This is a genomic window from Pseudonocardia asaccharolytica DSM 44247 = NBRC 16224 (assembly GCF_000423625.1).
GTDB classification, from domain to species: Bacteria; Actinomycetota; Actinomycetes; order Mycobacteriales; family Pseudonocardiaceae; genus Pseudonocardia; species Pseudonocardia asaccharolytica.
In genome coordinates this window covers 1-17363 of sequence record NZ_AUII01000010.1, presented here as the reverse complement: position 1 = coordinate 17363, position 17363 = coordinate 1, and the positions used below count along the sequence as shown (strand labels likewise).

The following is a 17363-nucleotide window of genomic DNA, read 5'->3' as shown; positions in this document are numbered from 1 at the left end:
GCCAGGGCAGCTCCCATCAGGCGGTGGACAGATCCCGCCTGCGTATTCCGGCCAGGCCGGCGGCGACCAGGGCCGCTGCGAGCACCGTCAACCCGCCGAGCGGCGCGACGTCCAGCGACTCCCCGGGCAGCGCCGGCACCCAGTCCAGCGGCGAGAGCCGCATCGCCCACGTCGGCAGATCCAGCAGCGCGCCGAACATTCCGGCGAGCAGCGCGTAACCGAGGACGACCCAGGCGAGTGCGGACAGTCGCGGCACCAGCCCGACCAGCGCCGCGGCCACACCGCCGACCACGAGCACGGCGGGCAGGTAGGCGAGGCCGGCGCCGGTCATGACGGCGACGAGGCCGCCGTCACCGAGGGTGACGGCCGCCGCGATGCCGGTGGCCAGGCCACCGGCCAGCAGGAGCAGGGTCGATCCCGCGAGCGTCACCAGCAGTCCGCCACCCAGCCAGCGGGCGCGGCCCAGCGACGCGGCCAGCAGTGGCTCGACCCGGCCCGCCGTCTCCTCCGCGCGTAGCCGCAGCACTGATGTCACTGCGAAGGCCGCACTGCCGAGCGCGATATAGGTCAGCATCGCGGCCAGGAACGCGTCGGTCAGATCCCTGCTGGCGCCGGCGGCCAGGAACGCGGACAGCTGCGGGTTGCCCGCGACGGCGTCGACGACCGCATCGGTGAGGGTGCCGAAGGTGATCCCGGTGAGCACCAGCCCGACCGCCCATCCGGAGAAGGTGCCGCGCTGCAACCGCGCGGTGAGGGCGGTGGCTCCGGACAGCAGCGGCGACGCGTCGGCGGCTCCACCACGCGGTGGCCGAAGACCGGCGCCGACATCGCGGTGCTCCGCGAGCCGATGCGCGAGCCCGGCCGCGACGGCGATCAGGGCGATCGACAGCAGCAGGGGCCACCAGCGCAGGTCGACGAACGGGCGGGTCTGCTGAGCCCAGGCGATCGGCGAGAACCAGGACAGCAGGCTTCCGCCGGGTTCGGCGATGTCCCCCACACCACGGACGACGACGACGGCGCCGAGCACGGCCAGCGCGGCGCCCGACGCCGCCCGGGTGTGCTCGCTGATCTGCGCGGTGACTGCGGCGACCGCGGCCAGGACCATGCCGGTCAGGCCGATCCCGACCGCGAAGGCGAGCGCATCGACGCCGGGCAGCCCGATCGCGGCCAGGCCGGCGGTGGTCACCACGGCGATGACGGCGTTGGCCAGCGCGGCGAGGATCAGCGCGGCGGTGAGATGGGCCCGGCGCCCGACCACACAGGCCCGGACGAGCTCGGCGCGGCCGGACTCCTCCTCGGCGCGGGTGTGGCGCACTACGAGCAGGACCGACATGATCGCGACCGCGATCATCAGCGTCAGGCCCATCTCGTTGGCGAGCATCGCGCCGAGGGTGTACTCGCTGCGGCCGAAGCCCGGTCCGCTGAACATGATGGCGGCCGGGCTCTCCATCAGTGCGGCGCGGGCCTGCCGATCGGCCGCGGTGGGGTAGACCGCGTCCAGCGCCGAGGCCGTATAGATCGGGAGCACCCCGACGGCGAGCATCCAGATCGCGAGCCGTAGGCGGTCCCGGCGCAGCGCGAAGCGGACCAGTGCGCCGGTGCCGGCCAGTGCGCCGGAGCCGCTCGCCGGGCGTACGACCGGGGTGAGGGTGGTCGTCGTCATCGCGCACCGGCCCCACCCAGGACGGCGAGGTCGTCGCCGTAGTGCCGCATGAACAGCTCCTCGAGCGACGGCGGCGCGCTGACCAGGCTGCGCAGCCCCAGCCCGGAGAGCTCGCGCATGACGTCGTCGAGGTGGTCGTTGTCGAGGTCGAACGTGACCCGCTCGCCGTCGACCCGCAGATCGTGCACCCCGGCCAGCCGCGCCAGCGGCGCCGGATCGGCCACGGTGACGGCGGTGACCGTGCTGCGGGTGAGATGGCGCAGCTCGGCGAGGGTTCCCGACTGCACCGTCCGTCCGTTGCGGATGATCGTGACCGTGTCGCAGAGCTTCTCGACCTCGGCGAGGATGTGGCTCGACAGCAGCACCGACCGGCCCGCCGCCTTCGCCTCGCGGATGCACTGGGTGAACACCGTCTCCATCAGCGGGTCCAGTCCCGAGGTCGGCTCGTCGAGGATGAGCAGCTCGACGTCGGCGGCGAGCGCGGCGACCAGGGCGACCTTCTGCTGGTTGCCCTTGGAGTAGGTGCGGGCCTTCTTCGTCGGGTCCAGCTCGAAGCGTCCCAGCAGCTCGGCCTTGCGGGCGGCGTCCATTCCCCCGCGCAGCCGCCCGAGCAGGTCGATCGCCTCGCCGCCGGTGAGGTTGGGCCAGAGGTTGACGTCACCGGGCACGTAGGCGAGGCGGCGGTGCAGCGCCACGGCGTCGGCCCACGGGTCGCCGCCGAGCAGCCGGACGGTGCCGGCGTCGGCGCGCAGCAGGCTGAGCAGGACCCGGATGGTGGTGGACTTGCCGGCGCCGTTGGGGCCGAGGAACCCGACCACCTGACCCGACGGGACGGTCAGGTCCAGGCCGTCGAGAGCCCGGACGCTACCGAAGGACTTGGTGAGGCCGCGGACCTCGACGGCCGGCACAGCGCTGGATGGGGACATGACTGATGCGGACATGGCTGGCCTCGGGATGCGTCGGAACGGGAACGGTGCGGACGGTCACCGCCGCGGCGGGTCCGGGACGTACACGAGGTAGGAGTCGAGCATCGTGCGGTCGGTCAGCAGGCCCTCGGTGAAGATCTCGAGCGCCGGGACCGCCGTCAGCGCCGTGAGCTCGCGGATCGTCGCCGCGTAGTCGCCGTCGACCGGCGGGTGCAGGCGAACGTGCAGCAGCAGGGCGCCGACGTTCGCCAGCACGAGGTACCGGGCCCGGGCCGCCGGGTCGCGGCTGGGACGGACCGTGCCGGCCTCGACGCCGGTGGCCAGGTAGCCCTCGGCGTCGGCGATCATCTGGTCGAGGAAGGCGACCGCCAGATCGCCACCGGCGAGCATGCCCTGCACCATGTACGCGACGAGCGGGGTGTACTCCTCCACGTCGGCGAGCTGGGCGAGCAGATCGGACGCGCTGCCCGGGGTCAGCGCCCGGCTCTTGGACTCGCGGATCACCTGCAGCACGTACTCGTCGCAGGCTGCCCGCAGCGCGTCCTTCGACCCGAAGTGGTGGATCACCAGCCCGGGGCTCACCCCGGCCTGCGTGGCGATGGACCGGACCGACGCCGCGAAACCGTCCGCGCCGAAACGGTGGATCGCGGCGTCGCGGATTCGCGCGCGCGTGGTCAGGTCCGCCGCGGCCACTGATGCCCGTACTGAACCCACGTTCAGGAGTTTAAACGTGTGTTCAATTGCCGTCAACGGCTATCGACGGTCAGGGGTGGGATGCGGCGGCGAAGCGGGCCTGAGCGTCGGCCCAGTTGACGACGTTCCACCAGGCCTTGACGTAGTCCGGCTTCACGTTCTTGTACTGCAGGTAGAACGCGTGCTCCCACATGTCCAGCAGCGCCAGCGGGGTCTGCCCGGCCGGCAGGTTGGACTGGTGGTCGTAGACCTGGTGGACGAGCAGCCGCCCGCCGAGGGTGTCCCAGGTCAGCATCGCCCAGCCGGACCCTTGGATCGTCGTGGCGACGGCGGTGAAATGCGCCTGGAACGCCTCGAAGGAGCCGAAGGTGTCGTCGATCGCGGCGGCCAGGTCCCCGGTGGGCTTGTCGCCGCCGTCCGGCGACATGTTCGTCCAGAAGATCGTGTGGTTGACATGTCCGCCCAGGTTGAAGGCGAGGGCCTTCTCCAGCCCGACGATCGCGTCGAAGTTGCCGGCGGCGCGGGCCTCGGCGAGCTTGGCGAGTGCACCGTTGGCGCCGTTGACGTAGGCCTGGTGGTGCTTGGAGTGGTGCAGTTCCATGATCTCGGGTGCGATGTGCGGGGCGAGCCCGCCGTAGTCGTAGGGCAGATCGGGCAGCGTGTACTCGGTCACGGAATCCCTCCAGCTTTCGACTCTGATGCAAGATACTTGCAATAACTTACCTCTTGCGGGAGTTGCCGGGGAGCCGCCTCGGGCCTGTGTCCCGGATCCGGGTCAGTCGATCGCGCGCCGGGCCGCGGGTGGGCGGCGATGGTCCGATTTTGAAACAGCGGGGGCCGTGGGCCGCCACTAGCGTCGGTCGCCGTACAGCTCACCCAGGAGGTTTCGATGAAGGCACTGGTCTACCACGGTCCGGGCAAGAAGGCCTGGGAGGACGTTCCCGACGCGACGATCCAGGACCCGACCGACGTGGTAGTACGGGTGGACACGACGACCATCTGCGGCACCGACCTGCACATCCTGCAGGGCGACGTCGCCGCGGTGACCGAAGGGCGCATCCTCGGCCACGAGGCGGTGGGCACCATCACCGAGATCGGCGACGCGGTGAAGGGGTTCGACGTCGGGGACCGGGTACTGGTCCCGGCGATCACCAAATGCGGCCGATGTGAGTACTGCCAGCGCGGGATGCCGTCGCACTGTCAGACGGTCGGCGGTATCGGCTGGATCTTCGGCCACCTGATCGACGGGACGCAGGCCGAACTCGTCCGGGTACCGTACGCGGACACCTCGCTGTACTCGGTGCCCGAGTCGGTGACCAACGAGCAGGCGATCTTCCTCGCGGACTCGCTGCCCACCGGCTACGAGGTCGGGGTGCTGGCCGGGAACGTGCGCCCCGGTGACACGGTGGCCGTCGTGGGGTCGGGTGCGGTCGGTCTCGCCGCGATCCTGACGACCGGATTGTGGGGGGCCTCGAAGGTCATCGCGATCGACTCGAACAAGTTCCGTCTCGAGAAGGCGCTGGAGTTCGGCGCCACCGACGCCGTCGAGGTCGGCCCGAGCACCGTCGCCGACGTCATCGCGCTCACGGACGGCCTCGGCGTCGACGTCTCGATCGAGGCGGTCGGCTACCCGGAGACGCTGCTGACCGCGGCCTCGCTGGTCCGCCCGGGCGGGACGATCGCCAACGTCGGCGTGCACGGCACCCCGGTGGAATTGCCCATGCAGGACATGTGGATCCAGAACGTGACACTGGCGATGGGCCTGGTGGACACCGTCTCGATCCCGACCCTGCTCAAGATGGTGGGCAGCGGGCGGATCCCGGCCGAGAAGATGGGCACGCACTCGTTCACGTTCGACCAGATGGACGAGGCCTACGACGTGTTCAAGAACGCCGCGGCGAACTCCGCGCTGAAGGTCATCATCACTCCGAGCTGACCCCTGACCTGGCGGCGGACGGGTGAACCCCCGATCCCGCCCGTCCCCGCCTGCTCACGCGATATAGCTGATCCCGAAGGCGTCGATCTTCCGGTACAGCGACGAGCGGGCGATGCCCAGCATCGCCGCGGCCTTGTAGCGGTTGCCCTTCGCCTCGTAGAGCGCCTGGATGATCGCGTCGCACTGCGCGGTCTCCAGCATCGACAGCCGCCGGGCCCGGCCCTGGAAACACAGTTGCGGCAGGTCCGGCGGCTGTATCTCGCCCATCGGCTTGCGGGCCACGACGTAGCGAAGGACGTCCTCGAGCTCGCTGATGTTGCCCGGCCAGGCGTAGCCTTCCAGCACACGGATCACCTGCAGGCTCAGCCGCAGCGAACGCCGCCCGGACAGCCGGCGCATGATCGTCAACGCGATCTCACTGATCTCGTCGATCCGGTGCCGCAGTGCGGGTACCCGGGTGACCTCGTGGAAATGCCGCAGAAGCAGCCCGTAGGGGCGGGTGGCGTCGACCGCGGGAGTGTCGAGGCAGCCGGCCACCAGCGGTGGGATCGGCAACGACAGCAGTGGCCGCAACACCTCGTCGAGCCTGCGGGCGCTCACCGGGCTGAGCGCGTTCAGCCCGTGTAGCACGACCAGTTGCGGGCGGCCGTCGTCGGCGTCGGGCAGCCGCAGCCCGCCGTCGGCGATCGCGGTGCCTTCCGGCCCGTTCGCGACCGACGCGCAGTCCACGGTCACCACGCGGCCCGACGGGAACGCCGTCCGGAACGTGCTCATCAGCAGCGTCCGCTTGCCCACCCCCGGTTCTCCGATCAGCAGGTGGTGGCGTCCCTGCCGGATGCTCGCGACCACGCCCTGTTGCGCGCGCAGGTACGGCGAGAGCAACTCCTGGTTGGCCCTGATCCGAGCCGCGGCATGGTCGTGTCGCGCCGAGTCCGCGTGCAGGTCCTTCGCATAGTCCCGGCGAGCCAGCGGCGCCACGTGCGAGCCCTGACGGCGCACCGCCTCCGGTTGCTGCACCGTCTGCCGGGAATCGGCCCGGCCGCCCCGCAGAACGGCGCCGGCCACCTCTCCGTCGAGATGAACCGGCTCGATCACGACATCCCCGCACCCGGCCGAGGGCAGGTCCACGTGTTTGGCGGAGAAGTCCTGCAGCACAAGGCCGGCGAGCACGAGATCGCCGAGCACGCGCTGGTCCTCGGCGGCGAGCCTGCGGGCCATGCCGTTGCTCAGCACGTAGTCCCCGTCGGTGGCCATCATCCAGCCGCCGTCGTGGCGCTGGCGCTCGAGGGTCTGCAGCATCGCCTGCGTCCTGCGGTGCGGATCGCCCGCCATCCGCTCGGTGAGCCGGTCGGCCAGCATGCGGGCCAGCGGGAGCTGCAGGGCGCTGTGCTCGGTGTCGTGGCACACCACGGCGATGACCCCGCAGACCGTGTGATCCACCGGGTCCGAAACGAGTGCGGCCGCGGCGCTGAGACAGGTCAGCTGCGAGTGGTAGTGCTCGGCTCCCCTGATCGCGACATCCCGCTGCTCGTGCAGCGTGATCGACGCCGCAGTGGTGCCGACCACCCGCTCGGCATAGCCGTAGCCGGGTACCAGCAGCAGCCCGTCGAGCAGCCGGGCGAACGTGGCGTCACAGTCGCGACGGGCCCGCACGATTCCGGAGGCGTCCAGCAGGACGAGCGAGCAGCCGGCACCGCGGTGCAGGGCGGCGAACTCCTCGAACACGGCGTCGGCGCATCTGACCGACGCCGGGACGTCGTGCTGGTGGCCGACGAAGCGGGCCGCGATCCGATCAGGGTCCACATCGTGGCGCCGCGATCGTTCCCACGAGGCGGCGACCTCGGCGCGCACGGCGTCGCCGACGAACAGACCCTGGCCCGCGGTGAGGAAGCACCGGCGGGCGGCATCCACTTCGACGGCCAGCCACGTCATGTCCGCCAGCCTAGGCGGCGGCCGGCGCCGCGCATGTGTTCGGCCGACCTGCGCGGCGCCGGGTCAGGGACGTCAGCCGGACAGCCGCCCCGTCAGCATCTGCTTGGCCTGGTCGGCGCCCTTACGGCTCTCGCCCTGGGCGCGGCGGAAGAACTCCGCCAGCTCGCTGTCGCCGTCGCGCTCCGCGTCCTGGATGTAGGTCTCCAGGCGCAGGGCGTTGGACAGGCATGCCTCGAGGAACCAGATCAGGTTGTAGTCCTTGTCGGCGGTGCCGGTGATCTGACCGGTCTCGCTCGTCGTTGCCATCGCTGCCTCGCACTCCTCTCGATGGGGGTCCTCCCGGGTACCCGCTGCGCGGCGGCTGACACCCGGGCCCGCGAGGGCGAGCACGTCGGCACGATCATCCATGCGGGCTGGGCGTCGCGGGTACCGGCCTGCTGCTGACCAGCGGGGTTCTCGCGCCGATCGTCGGTGGGGCGCTGCTGACCACCACGCTGGTGCTCCCGCTCGCGCTGTATGCCGTCGCGTTCCTGCTGGCGGCCGCGGCCGTGGCGGTGCTGGGAACCGAAACCCGCGACCGCTCGCTGCCCGACTTCCTGCCCGCGGGCCCGGCCGGGGCGTCTGGCGCCTGAGTGACCCGCCGATCGTCGCGGCGAGCGGCCCTCAGGGGTTCTCGGCGTCCTCGAAGATCAGGAACGTGCGGGTGGCGAGGACGCCGGGGATCGCCTGAAGTTGCTCGAGGACCACGCGGCGCAGGGCCGCGTTGTCGGCGGCGCGGACGAGCAGGATGACGTCGAACTCCCCGCCGACCAGGGCCATGTGCCGCACCTCGGGGATCGCCCGTAGCCGGGCCTGCAGGTCGCGCCACGAGTGCTGCCGCACCGACAGCGACACGTATGCGGAGGTGGTGAGCCCGGTCCGGACCGGATCGACGACGGCGCGGAACCCGGTGATCACTCCGTTCCGGGTGAGCCGCTCCACCCGGGCGTAGGCGTTCGCGCGGGAGATGCGCACCCGTTCTGCGAGCGCCCGCATCGACAGCCGGCCGTCGGCCTGCAGCTCGGCCAGGATTCGCCGGTCGACCGTGTCGAGCTCGTCCGCCACGCCTGCCTCCCTCGGGGCTGCCATTCGTCTGCGGGCTCCGCCGGTGTTGCGCGCCGGTCGGCGGATCGTCCAGGGCGGTGGGCTGTGTAGAGCCGAACGTCTTCGGTTGGACGTTGAGAGTAGACGGTGTGCTCGATGAGGGACCAGCATCCTGGGCCAGGGTCTCGCCGCCGGGAGGTTCCATGAGCACATCACTCGCCGTCGACGGCGTCGTCCAGCTGGTCGACGAGCACGGCCACGCCGCCGACCCCGCCGTCCTGCCCCCGACCGCCGAGCTGCTCGCCGGCTACCGCGCGATGGTGCTGGCCCGGCGGCTGAACGAGCAGGCCGGCGCGCTGGTCCGGCAGGGCAGGCTCGCGGTGTACCCGTCCTCGCACGGCCAGGAGGCCTGCCAGGTCGCCGCCGTGTCGGTGCTGCGCGAGGACGACTGGTTGTTCCCGACCTACCGGGACACCGCGGCGGTCGCCGCCCGCGGAGTGGACCCGGTGGAGGCGCTCGTGCTGCTGCGCGGCGACTGGCACTGCGGCTACGACCCGACTGCGCACCGGGTCGCCCCGCAGGCCACCCCGCTCGCCACGCAGCTGCTGCACGCGGTCGGCGTCGGGCACGCGGCCCGGCTGCGGGGAGAGGACACCGTCGTGATGGCGCTGTGCGGGGACGGTGCCACCAGCGAGGGCGACTTCCACGAGGCGTGCAACTTCGCCGCGGTCTTCGCCGCGCCGGTGGTGTTCCTGGTGCAGAACAACAAGTACGCGATCTCGGTGCCGCTGGCGCGCCAGTCGGTGGCGCCGTCGCTCGCGGCGAAGGGCGCCGGGTACGGGATGCCCGCGGTTCTCGTCGACGGCAATGATCTCGCCGCGCTGTCGGTGACCCTGTCGGACGCGGTTCGCCGCGCCCGGGACGGGGATGGCCCCACCCTGGTCGAGGCCGACACCTACCGCGTCGCCGCGCACACCAACGCCGACGATCCCGCGCGTTACCGCACCGAGGACGAGGTGGCGCGGTGGCTGCCGCGCGACCCCCTCGCCCGCCTGCGCACCTACCTGATCGCCGAGGGGGTGCTCGACGACGCGCGCGAGGCCGAGTTCGCCGCCGCGGCGGACGAGATGGCCGCGCACGTCCGCCACGGCGTCTCGGCCGAGGACGTCGTCGATCCGGCCGAACTGTTCGCCCACGTCTACGCCCGGCCGACGGCGCAGCTCGCCGAGCAGGAGGCGCTGCTGCGCGCCGAGCTCACCGAGGAGGCCGCGCGATGAGTGGGGTGACGATGACGATGGCGCAGGCGATCAACACCGCGCTGCGCGAGGCGATGGCCGCCGACGAGTCCGTGGTCGTGTTCGGCGAGGACGTCGGCGCCCTCGGCGGGGTCTTCCGGGTCACCGACGGGCTCGCCGCCACCTTCGGAGAGCAGCGCTGCTTCGACACCCCGCTCGCCGAGTCGGGCATCGTCGGCATGGCCGTGGGCATGGCGATGAACGGGATGCGTCCGGTGGTCGAGATGCAGTTCGACGCCTTCGCCTATCCGGCCTTCGAGCAGATCACCAGCCACGTCGCGAAGATGGCCAGCCGCACCCGCGGCCGGGTGCGGCTGCCGATGGTCATCCGGATCCCGTATGCGGGCGGGATCGGCGGGGTCGAACACCACTGCGACTCGTCCGAGGCCTACTACGCCCATACGCCCGGGCTCACCGTGCTCGTCCCCGCGACCGGCGCCGACGCCCACGGCCTGCTGCGCGCCGCCATCCACAGCCCCGATCCGGTGATCTTCCTCGAACCGAAGAAGCACTACTTCACCAAGGAGGAGGTCGACGTCACCGCTCCGGTGCCGCCCGTCGGGCGTGCCGTGGTGCGCCGCGCGGGCCGCGACGCGACGCTGATCGCCTACGGCCCCAGCGTGTCGGTCGCCCTCGCCGCCGCGGAGCAGGCGGCGGACGAGGGCCGCGACCTCGGCGTCGTGGACATCCGCTCGATCGTGCCCTTCGACGACGAGACGGTCGCGGCCACGGTCCGCGCCACCGGCCGCGCCGTGGTCGTCGCCGAGGCCCCGGGGTTCGCCTCCGTCGCGTCCGAGATCGTCGCGCGGGTGACCGAGCGCTGCTTCCACCATCTGGAGGCGCCGGTCCGCCGCGTCACCGGCTTCGACATCCCCTATCCACCGCCGAAGCTCGAACGCCACCATCTGCCGGGCGTCGACCGCGTCCTCGCCACCGTCGACGAGCTGCAGTGGGACGCGTCGTGAGCCGCCGGGTGTTCACCCTGCCCGATCTCGGCGAGGGCCTCACCGAGGCCGAGCTCGTGACGTGGCGGGTCGCGATCGGCGACACGGTGGCGGTCGACGCGCCCGTCGCCGAGGTGGAAACGGCCAAGGCCACGGTCGAGGTGCCGTCCCCGTTCGCCGGCGTGGTCGCCGAACTGCACGGCGCCGAGGGGGAGACGATCCCCGTCGGGGCACCGTTGATCTCGATCGACCCGGCCGGCGACGCGGCCGCCGCGACCTATGTTGAGGAGGAGCGCGCGGGCTCGGGGAACGTCCTGATCGGATACGGCACGTCGGGCGAGCACGGCACGACCGGCCGTCGCAGGCGGCGGCCCGCCGCCGCACCGCCCGCTTTGTCGAGTAGCCCCGGAGCCGAACGGCCCAGGGTGACATCTCCGATCGTGCGCCGGCTCGCCCGCCGGCGCGGCATCGACCTCGCCGCACTCGTCGGCACCGGACCCGACGGTCTGATCACCCGTGACGACGTCGAACGCGCCGCCTCCGCGCCCACCCGGCCGGAGCCCGCCGGGGTTGCCGGGACCGACCCGCGCACCGGGCTGCCGATCCGCACCCGGATGCCGCTGCGCGGCCTGCGACGGGCCGTCACCCAGACGCTCACCCGCAGCCGCCGGGAGATTCCCGAGGCCACGACCTGGGTCGATGTCGACGCCACCGCGCTGCTCGACCTGCGCACCGGGATGCACATCGGCGGGCGCCCGCCCGGGCTGCTCGCCCTGGTCGCGCGGTTCGTCCTCGCCGGGCTGGTCCGGTTCCCCGAGCTCAACGCCCGCGTCGACCCCGACCGCGAGGAGATCCAGCATCTCGACGGCGTCCACCTCGGCATCGCCGCCCAGACCGACCGCGGCCTCGTCGTCCCGGCCGTCCGCGACGCGCACCGCCGCAGCATCCGGGACCTCGACGCCGAGATCCGCAGGCTCACCGCCGCGGCCCGCAAGGGCACCGCTACGGCGACCGAACTCTCCGGCAGCTCGTTCACGCTCAACAACTACGGCATCCTCGGCGTCGACGGCAGCGCCGCGATCATCAACCACCCCGAGGTCGCGATCCTCGGGATCGGGCGGATCCACCCCCGGCCCTGGGTCGTCGACGGGCGGATCGTCCCGCGGCAGATCACGCAGCTCTCGCTCGTCTTCGACCATCGGGTCTGCGACGGCGGCACCGCGGGAGGGTTCCTCAGGTTCGTCGCCGACGCGATCGAGAACCCGCTGCCGGCGCTCGCGGATCTCTAGCGGTTGCGCGCTGCGGTGGGCGCGATCACGAGGCTCCACCGCGAGAAGCCCGAGTGATCGTCCGTTGAGGGACGTCAGCGCCACCCACGGCGCCGATGTTCCCCAACGCGGATCAACGCCGTCCGTGCCGCTGGTCGGGAAGTGCCTGTCGACCTGTCGGTGCTCAGTCGTCCTCCTACCCCCGCCGGTGGGTAATGCGCGCATCTCTCGCCGTAGTGCTCCGTTTGGTCTATCTGAGTGCGTGACGCATCAAGGACATACGGAGGAAGAGTGCGAGCATCTGGTCGCATCGCCGCGGCTGCCGTCGCGGCCGTGATCACCGTGGGAGGGCTGGCCGGCGGCGTCGCCTTCGCCGCCCCGGACCTGCCCAGCCTGCCGGAACTCCCCGTCGCCGGCGCCATCATCGCGAGCGGGGACGCCACCGACTGCGCGATGACGCGCACCGGGGAGTACGAGGAGTCCTCACCGGAGGCGGTCGGCCTGGACCCGGCGAAGGTCAAGGAGGCCATCGACTACTGGGCCGCTCAGGGTTCGGAGACCGTCAAGGTCTTCCGGCACGGCTGCCTCGTCGGCGAGAGCGGCCTCGACCCCGCTCTGGAGCGGGTGCCGCGGTTGAACTGGAGCCAGACCAAGACCGTCTCCGCGCTCATCGCGGGCGTCGCCGAGAAGCAGGGCCTGATCGACGTCGACGCCCCGATCGGTGACTACCTGCCCGAGGGGCTCGGTGACGAGGCGCACCGCGCGATCACGGTGCGCAACGTACTGAACATGACGACCGGCGTCCAGATGAACTGGGCGCGTGGGTTGAACCTGTTCACCGACATCTCCCGTGCGCGCGAGGCGATGTCGATGACGATCGAGCACGAGCCCGGCGAGTACTTCGAGTACGACCAGACGACGCCGTCGGTGCTGAACTACGTGGTCCAGCACGCGATCTGGAAGGCCGAACCCGGCCTGGACTACCAGGAGTGGGCGCAGCGCGAGTTCTTCAACAAGCTGGGCATCCCGCAGTCGGCCTACTGGTGGCAGCGCGACCGCTCGGGCAACACCCTCGGCTACTCCAAGCTGTTCCTGCGGCCGCTGGAGTTCGGCCGGCTCGGCGAGCTGATGCGCAATGACGGCACCTACGACGGTGTGGAGATCATCGATCCGTCATACATGAGGGAGCTGCACACCGGCACCGAGGCCAACTGCGGTTACGGCTTCCTGACGTGGGTGAACTCCTGCTCGGGCGACGACATGCAGGTGAACGCCTCGCTGTTCGCCCGGAGGGTGATCGCACCGGCCCAGCCGTGGATCGCCTCGGCTCCGTCGGACATGTACTTCAGCTTCGGTCTGCACGGCCAGCACACCTTCGTGATCCCGAGCCTGGACATGGTCGTCACCCGCAGCGGTGAGGTCCCGCCGGACACGCTGGAGAACACCCCGAACCTCGACGCCGACCCGCTGGCCGGCGCCGCGGTGAAGGAGGGCTACTACAACTTCTTCCGGACCCTGATGAGCGCTGTGACCGATATGCCCGACGACGTCCGCGACTCGATCGCGAATCCGGACGGTCCGTGGACCGGCTCGCCGGACCTGGCCCTCGACCCGGAGACGATCATTTATCCGGTCGACGCCGCCCCCGGTTCCTACCTCGCCGTCGGTGACCAGGCGCCCGAGGGCTGCACGATCACGGGCTGCGAGAACGACCCGAACGACGGCACCAGGTGGATCACCGACGTTCCCCGCACGATCCCGGGTGTGATCGGGGTCGAGCAGCGGCCCAACGGCTGATCGCAGGGAGCGGCCATCAGCTGGTGGCGTCCGGGACGTTCCTCTCCTGTCGTCCCGGGCGCCGCTCCCGGCGGCCGGGAACGTGGCCGCCGTGGTGAGCACAACGATTCAGGCGAGGAGAAGCCGCGAGCGCCATTCGCGGAAGGCCCGAGCCAACTCGGAGTTGCCGCATGCCTCCAGGCGCCGGATGTGATCGGTGAGGTAGTGCACGTAGAGGGGCACAAGCCCGTCTCCGAGCATTGCCATCGCATCGTCTCGGCTCGGCGAGTTCGCTCGCCACCCGAGGGCGGCGGCGACGAGCTCGGCTCCGGGTGCCTGTGCCTGTGCCTGTGCCTGTGCCTGTGCCTGTGCAAGATAGTGACCGGCCGCCGCGTCGTTGGTTCCTTCGCGGCCGGTTTCCGCGGTGAACAGAAAGCGAACCGGGAACAGCACGATCTTGGTTGTCCAACGTACGCCTGCGGCGACCAGCAGGTCCGGTCGGTCGGCCTTGGCCACGACGTCTTCTGCGAGAGCGTCGAGGGCGAACCGTGCGCCGGTCACGAGGAGATCCCCACGGTCGGGCCGGGGCAGGCCGTGCCGCGCATCGTCACCGGTGAGCAGTCGCCCGTGCTCGAGCAGACACAGCCGATCAAGCGGTGGGAATCGTCCACCCGCGCTACGGCCGCTGAGGGACGCCGGTGTCCCCCAGAAGATCGATACACGTGAGTGCAGGGAAGATCCCATCGAGCGGACCTTCTCGGCGACCCCGCGCAGCGACTCGGGGTCAGACGACTGAAGCGGGTCGGCGAGGACCAGCGCCAGATCGACATCGCTGACCGATGGACTGAAGCCACCGTGTGCGAGGCTGCCGAGGGCGTAGCCGGCGAGTAACCGGCCGCCCAACGACTCCTGACCCACGCGAACCGCGTCATCGAGGACATTCTCCCCACTGACGGCATCCACCGGCGGTGCCCACGCTCGGCTGGTGTGCTCATGCCCGCTCCCGAGCTCCTGATCCACGGCCACCTCCGCACCGACGTCCGGCTGGATGCCGTCCAGCCTTCCCGGCATGCCGCAGGGCGACAAGCGGGCTCGGCGGGTTGACCGTGCGGACGGGCAACTGCCCGCACCGGGCGCTGATGCCTGAGCTGACCGATGCCGTCGAACCGCATGGCCGGGTACTCCGTGCCGTCACCGGGTATCCGGGCGATATGTCCGAGCCCTACCTCGACCCGGAGCAGACGGGGCGCCGGGTCCGTTGGACCTGCGCGACGTCCCGGACAACATCCAACCCCACAAGCTCGGCGCGCCGGGCGAACCCGGCCCGGCCGCCGACGAGGCGGCAGGGCCGGGTGTGGTCGTCGGGATCGACGGGTCGGCCGAGGCGCGAGCGGCGCTGCACTGGGCGGTCCGCTACGCCCGGGACGTCGGCGCGACCGTGCACGCGGTCGCCGTGTGGCACCAACCGGTCCAGTTCGCCGACACCGCGCCGCTTCCGGCCCCCGAGTTCGAGGACGCGGCCCGCACATGGCTGGCCGACGCGCTGCCCCGTCGTCCTCGTGCCCGAGCCGGACCGGTCCGGACCGTGATCCGGGGCTGACCTCCGACCCGTCCGCGCGGCCACCGCGTGTAGTCGGTGCTCGCCGGCCGGGCCGGGTCACCTGAGGATCGGTTCCGGCTGTTCGACGACGTGACCGAGGCCCTGCGGGGCGCGGCCGAGGCGACAGACGGCCTGCTCGTCGTCCTCGACGACGTCCACCGGGCCGACGAGCCGACGCTGCTGGTCCTGCGCCACGTCACCGACCAGGTCCACACCCTTCCGCTGCTCCTCGTCGTCACCTACCGCGACGGGGAGCCCGACAACGTCCTGCCGCGCGTGTTCCCCGACCTGCTCCGGTCTCCGGCGGTGGAGCGGCTCGACCTGCGCCGTTTCGACCTGGCCGAGGTGCGCGAGCAGCTGGCGAGAATGGACGTGGACGCGCCGGCGGACACCATCCTTCAGATCACCGAGGGCAACCCGCTGTTCGTCCGTGAGGTTGCCCGCGCGATGGCGGACGGGAGCTGGCGCCCGGAACGGCCGCCGCGCAGCGTGCTCGACGTCGTCGCCGGGCGGCTGAACCGGATGCCGCCGGTTGGTGCAGGCGGCGGCGATCGTCGGGTGGGACTTCCCGCTGGTCCTGGTCGCGGCGACGCTCGACGTGCCCCTGGCCCGGTGCCTGCCGCTCGCCGACGAGGCGATCGGGCACGGGCTGGTGGAACGGGTCGGCGACGGGGGTGATCACCGGTTCGTCCACGTGCTCACCCGGGACGCGGTGGAGGCCTCGCTCACCACTGTCGACCGGGTGGCGCTGCACCGGGCCGTCGCCGAGGCGATCGAGACCCTGTTCGCCGACGATCTCGGTGAGCACCTCGCCGACCTCACCCGGCACTGGGCGTGGCTCGCGCCCTACGGGGCGGCGGAGACCGCCCGGACCTGGGCCCTCCGCGCGGCCGAGCACGCCGTGCGTCACCTCGCCCACGAGGAAGGCGTCCGGCTGTACCGTGCCGCGCTCGGCTTCCCCGCGCCGATGTCCGAGGCGGACCGCTGCCGGGTGTTACTCGCACTCGGCCGAGCCGCCTACCTCGCCGGCGACCTGCCCGGCAGCGCCGCCGCCGCGACCGGGGCGGTGGCCGCCGCGCGCGCCGCCGGAAGCGCCGAGCTCATGGCCGAGGCCGGGCTCGTCCTGGAGCCGGCGCTCGCCGAGCACACCGTCAACGCGGTTGCGACCCGGGTGTGCGAGGAGGCACTCGACGCCCTCGGCGAGGCCGGCCACTCGGGCCGGTCGCGCGTGTTTACTAATCGGCGGAGCCAGATGTTGATCCCTGCGATGTGGGTGGTGGCTTCGTAGCGCAGGGCCAGCTTTTCGTAGCGGGTGGCGACTGCCCGGTTCTGTTTGTGCAGGTTGATGCTGGCTTCGACGGCGTGACGCTGCCGGTAGATGTCGGGGTCGAACCGTGGCGACCGCCCGCCGCGTGATCCGCGCTTGCGCCGGTGGGCCTGCTGATCGCGCTTGGTCGGGATGGTCGCCCGGATTCCGCGGCGGCGCAGGTAGGCCCGGTTGGCCCGGGATGAGTACGCCTTGTCGGCCAGGACCCGGTCCGGGCGGGTCCGGGGCCGACCCCGCCCCGGCCGCCGCACCCGGATGCGTTCCAGGACCCGCACAAACTGCGGGCTGTCTCCCCGATGCCCGGCGGTGATCACCATCGACAGCGGCTTACGCCCCTGCTCACAGGCCAGATGCAGCGTGGTGGTCCACCCGCCCCGAGACCGGCCCAACGCGTGGTCGACCGGCTCGGCGCCGGGCGGCTCGACCTGGCTGGCCGGATCCCGGCGGGCGCCGGCGGCGTGCTGATGCGCCCGCACGAGGGTGGAATCCACCGAGACGTCCCAGCAGATCAGGCCCGCCGCGTCTCCGAGCTGCTGCAGACCAGCCAGGATCGCCGCCCAGGTGCCGTCGCGCTGCCAGCGTCGAAACAGGCCGTAGATCGACTGCCAGGACCCGTACCGTTCGGGCACGTCCCGCCACGGTGTACCGGACCGGACCCGCCACCGGATCCCGTCGATCAACTGCCGCCAGGTCCCGGTTCGGGGCCGTCCACGCCCACTCACCGCAGGTAGCAGCGGCTCGAGCAGCTGCCACTGCGCGTCGGTGAGGTCATGACGGGCCCCCGCGAGTACGGTGCCCACGAGGTCTCCGGTGGTGATGGTCTTCTTGGTCGTTGATCCATCTACCGGAGACCTCACTCATCTCCGCTGACCGACACGCACAGGCGACGGACGAAGATCCACTTTTTAAACAGGCGCTAG

16 protein-coding genes and 1 pseudogene are annotated in these 17363 nt (G+C 71.6%); 8 read left to right on the top strand and 9 right to left on the bottom strand.

The genetic code is table 11. From position 1 onward, the window contains the following. Window positions 1–16: 16 nt before the first annotated feature. From G567_RS0112905 to G567_RS0112890, 4 genes are read right to left on the bottom strand one after another with little or no spacing between them, the layout of a single operon-like run. A complete protein-coding gene (locus G567_RS0112905) occupies window positions 17–1663 on the bottom strand; it encodes an ABC transporter permease (protein WP_037057070.1) in 1647 nt (548 codons plus the stop codon). Then, window positions 1660–2589 (bottom strand): ABC transporter ATP-binding protein, encoded by a 930-nt coding sequence (locus G567_RS0112900; RefSeq protein ID WP_028930325.1) that lies wholly within the window; start codon window positions 2587–2589, stop codon window positions 1660–1662. The genes G567_RS0112905 and G567_RS0112900 overlap by 4 nt, the downstream gene beginning before the upstream one ends. A 57-nt stretch (window positions 2590–2646) precedes the next feature. Further along, complete coding sequence (locus G567_RS0112895) at window positions 2647–3303, bottom strand: TetR/AcrR family transcriptional regulator (protein ID WP_037057068.1); 657 nt, start codon at window positions 3301–3303, stop codon at window positions 2647–2649. 49 nt (window positions 3304–3352) lie between these two features. Continuing rightward, window positions 3353–3955, bottom strand: coding sequence for a superoxide dismutase (locus tag G567_RS0112890; RefSeq protein WP_028930323.1), 603 nt, complete (start codon window positions 3953–3955; stop codon window positions 3353–3355). A 216-nt stretch (window positions 3956–4171) separates the two neighbouring features. Here G567_RS0112890 and G567_RS0112885 point away from each other — a divergent pair, with 216 nt between their 5' ends. Further along, a complete protein-coding gene (locus G567_RS0112885) occupies window positions 4172–5218 on the top strand; it encodes an alcohol dehydrogenase catalytic domain-containing protein (protein WP_028930322.1) in 1047 nt (348 codons plus the stop codon). Window positions 5219–5272: 54 nt separating this feature from the next. Here the strand turns inward: G567_RS0112885 and G567_RS0112880 are convergent, their stop codons facing one another. Together G567_RS0112880 and G567_RS0112875 are read right to left on the bottom strand one after the other, a co-directional pair. Continuing rightward, on the bottom strand, window positions 5273–7150 hold the full coding sequence (locus G567_RS0112880) for an AAA-type ATPase lid domain-containing protein (protein ID WP_028930321.1): 1878 nt from the start codon (window positions 7148–7150) through the stop codon (window positions 5273–5275). A gap of 72 nt (window positions 7151–7222) precedes the next feature. Continuing rightward, a complete protein-coding gene (locus G567_RS0112875) occupies window positions 7223–7456 on the bottom strand; it encodes a hypothetical protein (protein WP_028930320.1) in 234 nt (77 codons plus the stop codon). Window positions 7457–7647: 191 nt separating this feature from the next. On the opposite strand from G567_RS0112875, the gene G567_RS36645 reads away from it, so the two are divergent. Next, window positions 7648–7782, top strand: coding sequence for a hypothetical protein (locus tag G567_RS36645; protein ID WP_261763872.1), 135 nt, complete (start codon window positions 7648–7650; stop codon window positions 7780–7782). 31 nt (window positions 7783–7813) lie between these two features. Here the strand turns inward: G567_RS36645 and G567_RS0112865 are convergent, their stop codons facing one another. Further along, window positions 7814–8278, bottom strand: coding sequence for an Lrp/AsnC family transcriptional regulator (locus tag G567_RS0112865; protein WP_028930319.1), 465 nt, complete (start codon window positions 8276–8278; stop codon window positions 7814–7816). 158 nt (window positions 8279–8436) lie between these two features. Between G567_RS0112865 and pdhA the strand changes: the two genes are divergently transcribed. The 4 genes from pdhA to G567_RS28535 all read left to right on the top strand — a co-directional run bounded on the left by pdhA (window position 8437) and on the right by G567_RS28535 (window position 13537). Continuing rightward, window positions 8437–9510 carry a pyruvate dehydrogenase (acetyl-transferring) E1 component subunit alpha gene (gene pdhA, locus G567_RS0112860; RefSeq protein WP_028930318.1) on the top strand — a complete coding sequence of 358 codons (1074 nt, stop codon included), beginning with the start codon at window positions 8437–8439 and terminating at the stop codon, window positions 9508–9510. Further along, the gene (locus G567_RS0112855) at window positions 9507–10493 is read left to right on the top strand and encodes an alpha-ketoacid dehydrogenase subunit beta (protein ID WP_028930317.1); all 987 of its coding nucleotides are present in this window, start codon (window positions 9507–9509) and stop codon (window positions 10491–10493) included. Before pdhA ends, G567_RS0112855 begins: the two co-directional genes overlap by 4 nt. After that, window positions 10478–11761 carry a dihydrolipoamide acetyltransferase family protein gene (locus G567_RS0112850; RefSeq protein ID WP_037057065.1) on the top strand — a complete coding sequence of 428 codons (1284 nt, stop codon included), beginning with the start codon at window positions 10478–10480 and terminating at the stop codon, window positions 11759–11761. The genes G567_RS0112855 and G567_RS0112850 overlap by 16 nt, the downstream gene beginning before the upstream one ends. Window positions 11762–12073: 312 nt before the next feature. Continuing rightward, window positions 12074–13537 carry a serine hydrolase domain-containing protein gene (locus tag G567_RS28535; protein WP_147201253.1) on the top strand — a complete coding sequence of 488 codons (1464 nt, stop codon included), beginning with the start codon at window positions 12074–12076 and terminating at the stop codon, window positions 13535–13537. 108 nt (window positions 13538–13645) lie between these two features. Here G567_RS28535 and G567_RS34210 read toward each other — a convergent pair whose 3' ends face one another. Beyond that, a complete protein-coding gene (locus G567_RS34210) occupies window positions 13646–14077 on the bottom strand; it encodes a hypothetical protein (protein ID WP_147201252.1) in 432 nt (143 codons plus the stop codon). Window positions 14078–14774: 697 nt separating this feature from the next. Here G567_RS34210 and G567_RS32065 point away from each other — a divergent pair. Then, window positions 14775–15116: a universal stress protein gene (locus tag G567_RS32065; protein ID WP_051232913.1), complete on the top strand. Its 342-nt coding sequence runs from the start codon at window positions 14775–14777 to the stop codon at window positions 15114–15116. A 535-nt stretch (window positions 15117–15651) separates the two neighbouring features. Next, complete coding sequence (locus G567_RS35175; RefSeq protein ID WP_211223919.1) at window positions 15652–16404, top strand: hypothetical protein; 753 nt, start codon at window positions 15652–15654, stop codon at window positions 16402–16404. On the opposite strand, the pseudogene G567_RS33210 reads toward G567_RS35175, so the two are convergent. Continuing rightward, a pseudogene (locus G567_RS33210) lies at window positions 16356–17243 on the bottom strand (IS5 family transposase); the annotation flags it as partial. The gene G567_RS35175 and the pseudogene G567_RS33210 overlap by 49 nt on opposite strands. Window positions 17244–17363 lie beyond the last annotated feature (120 nt).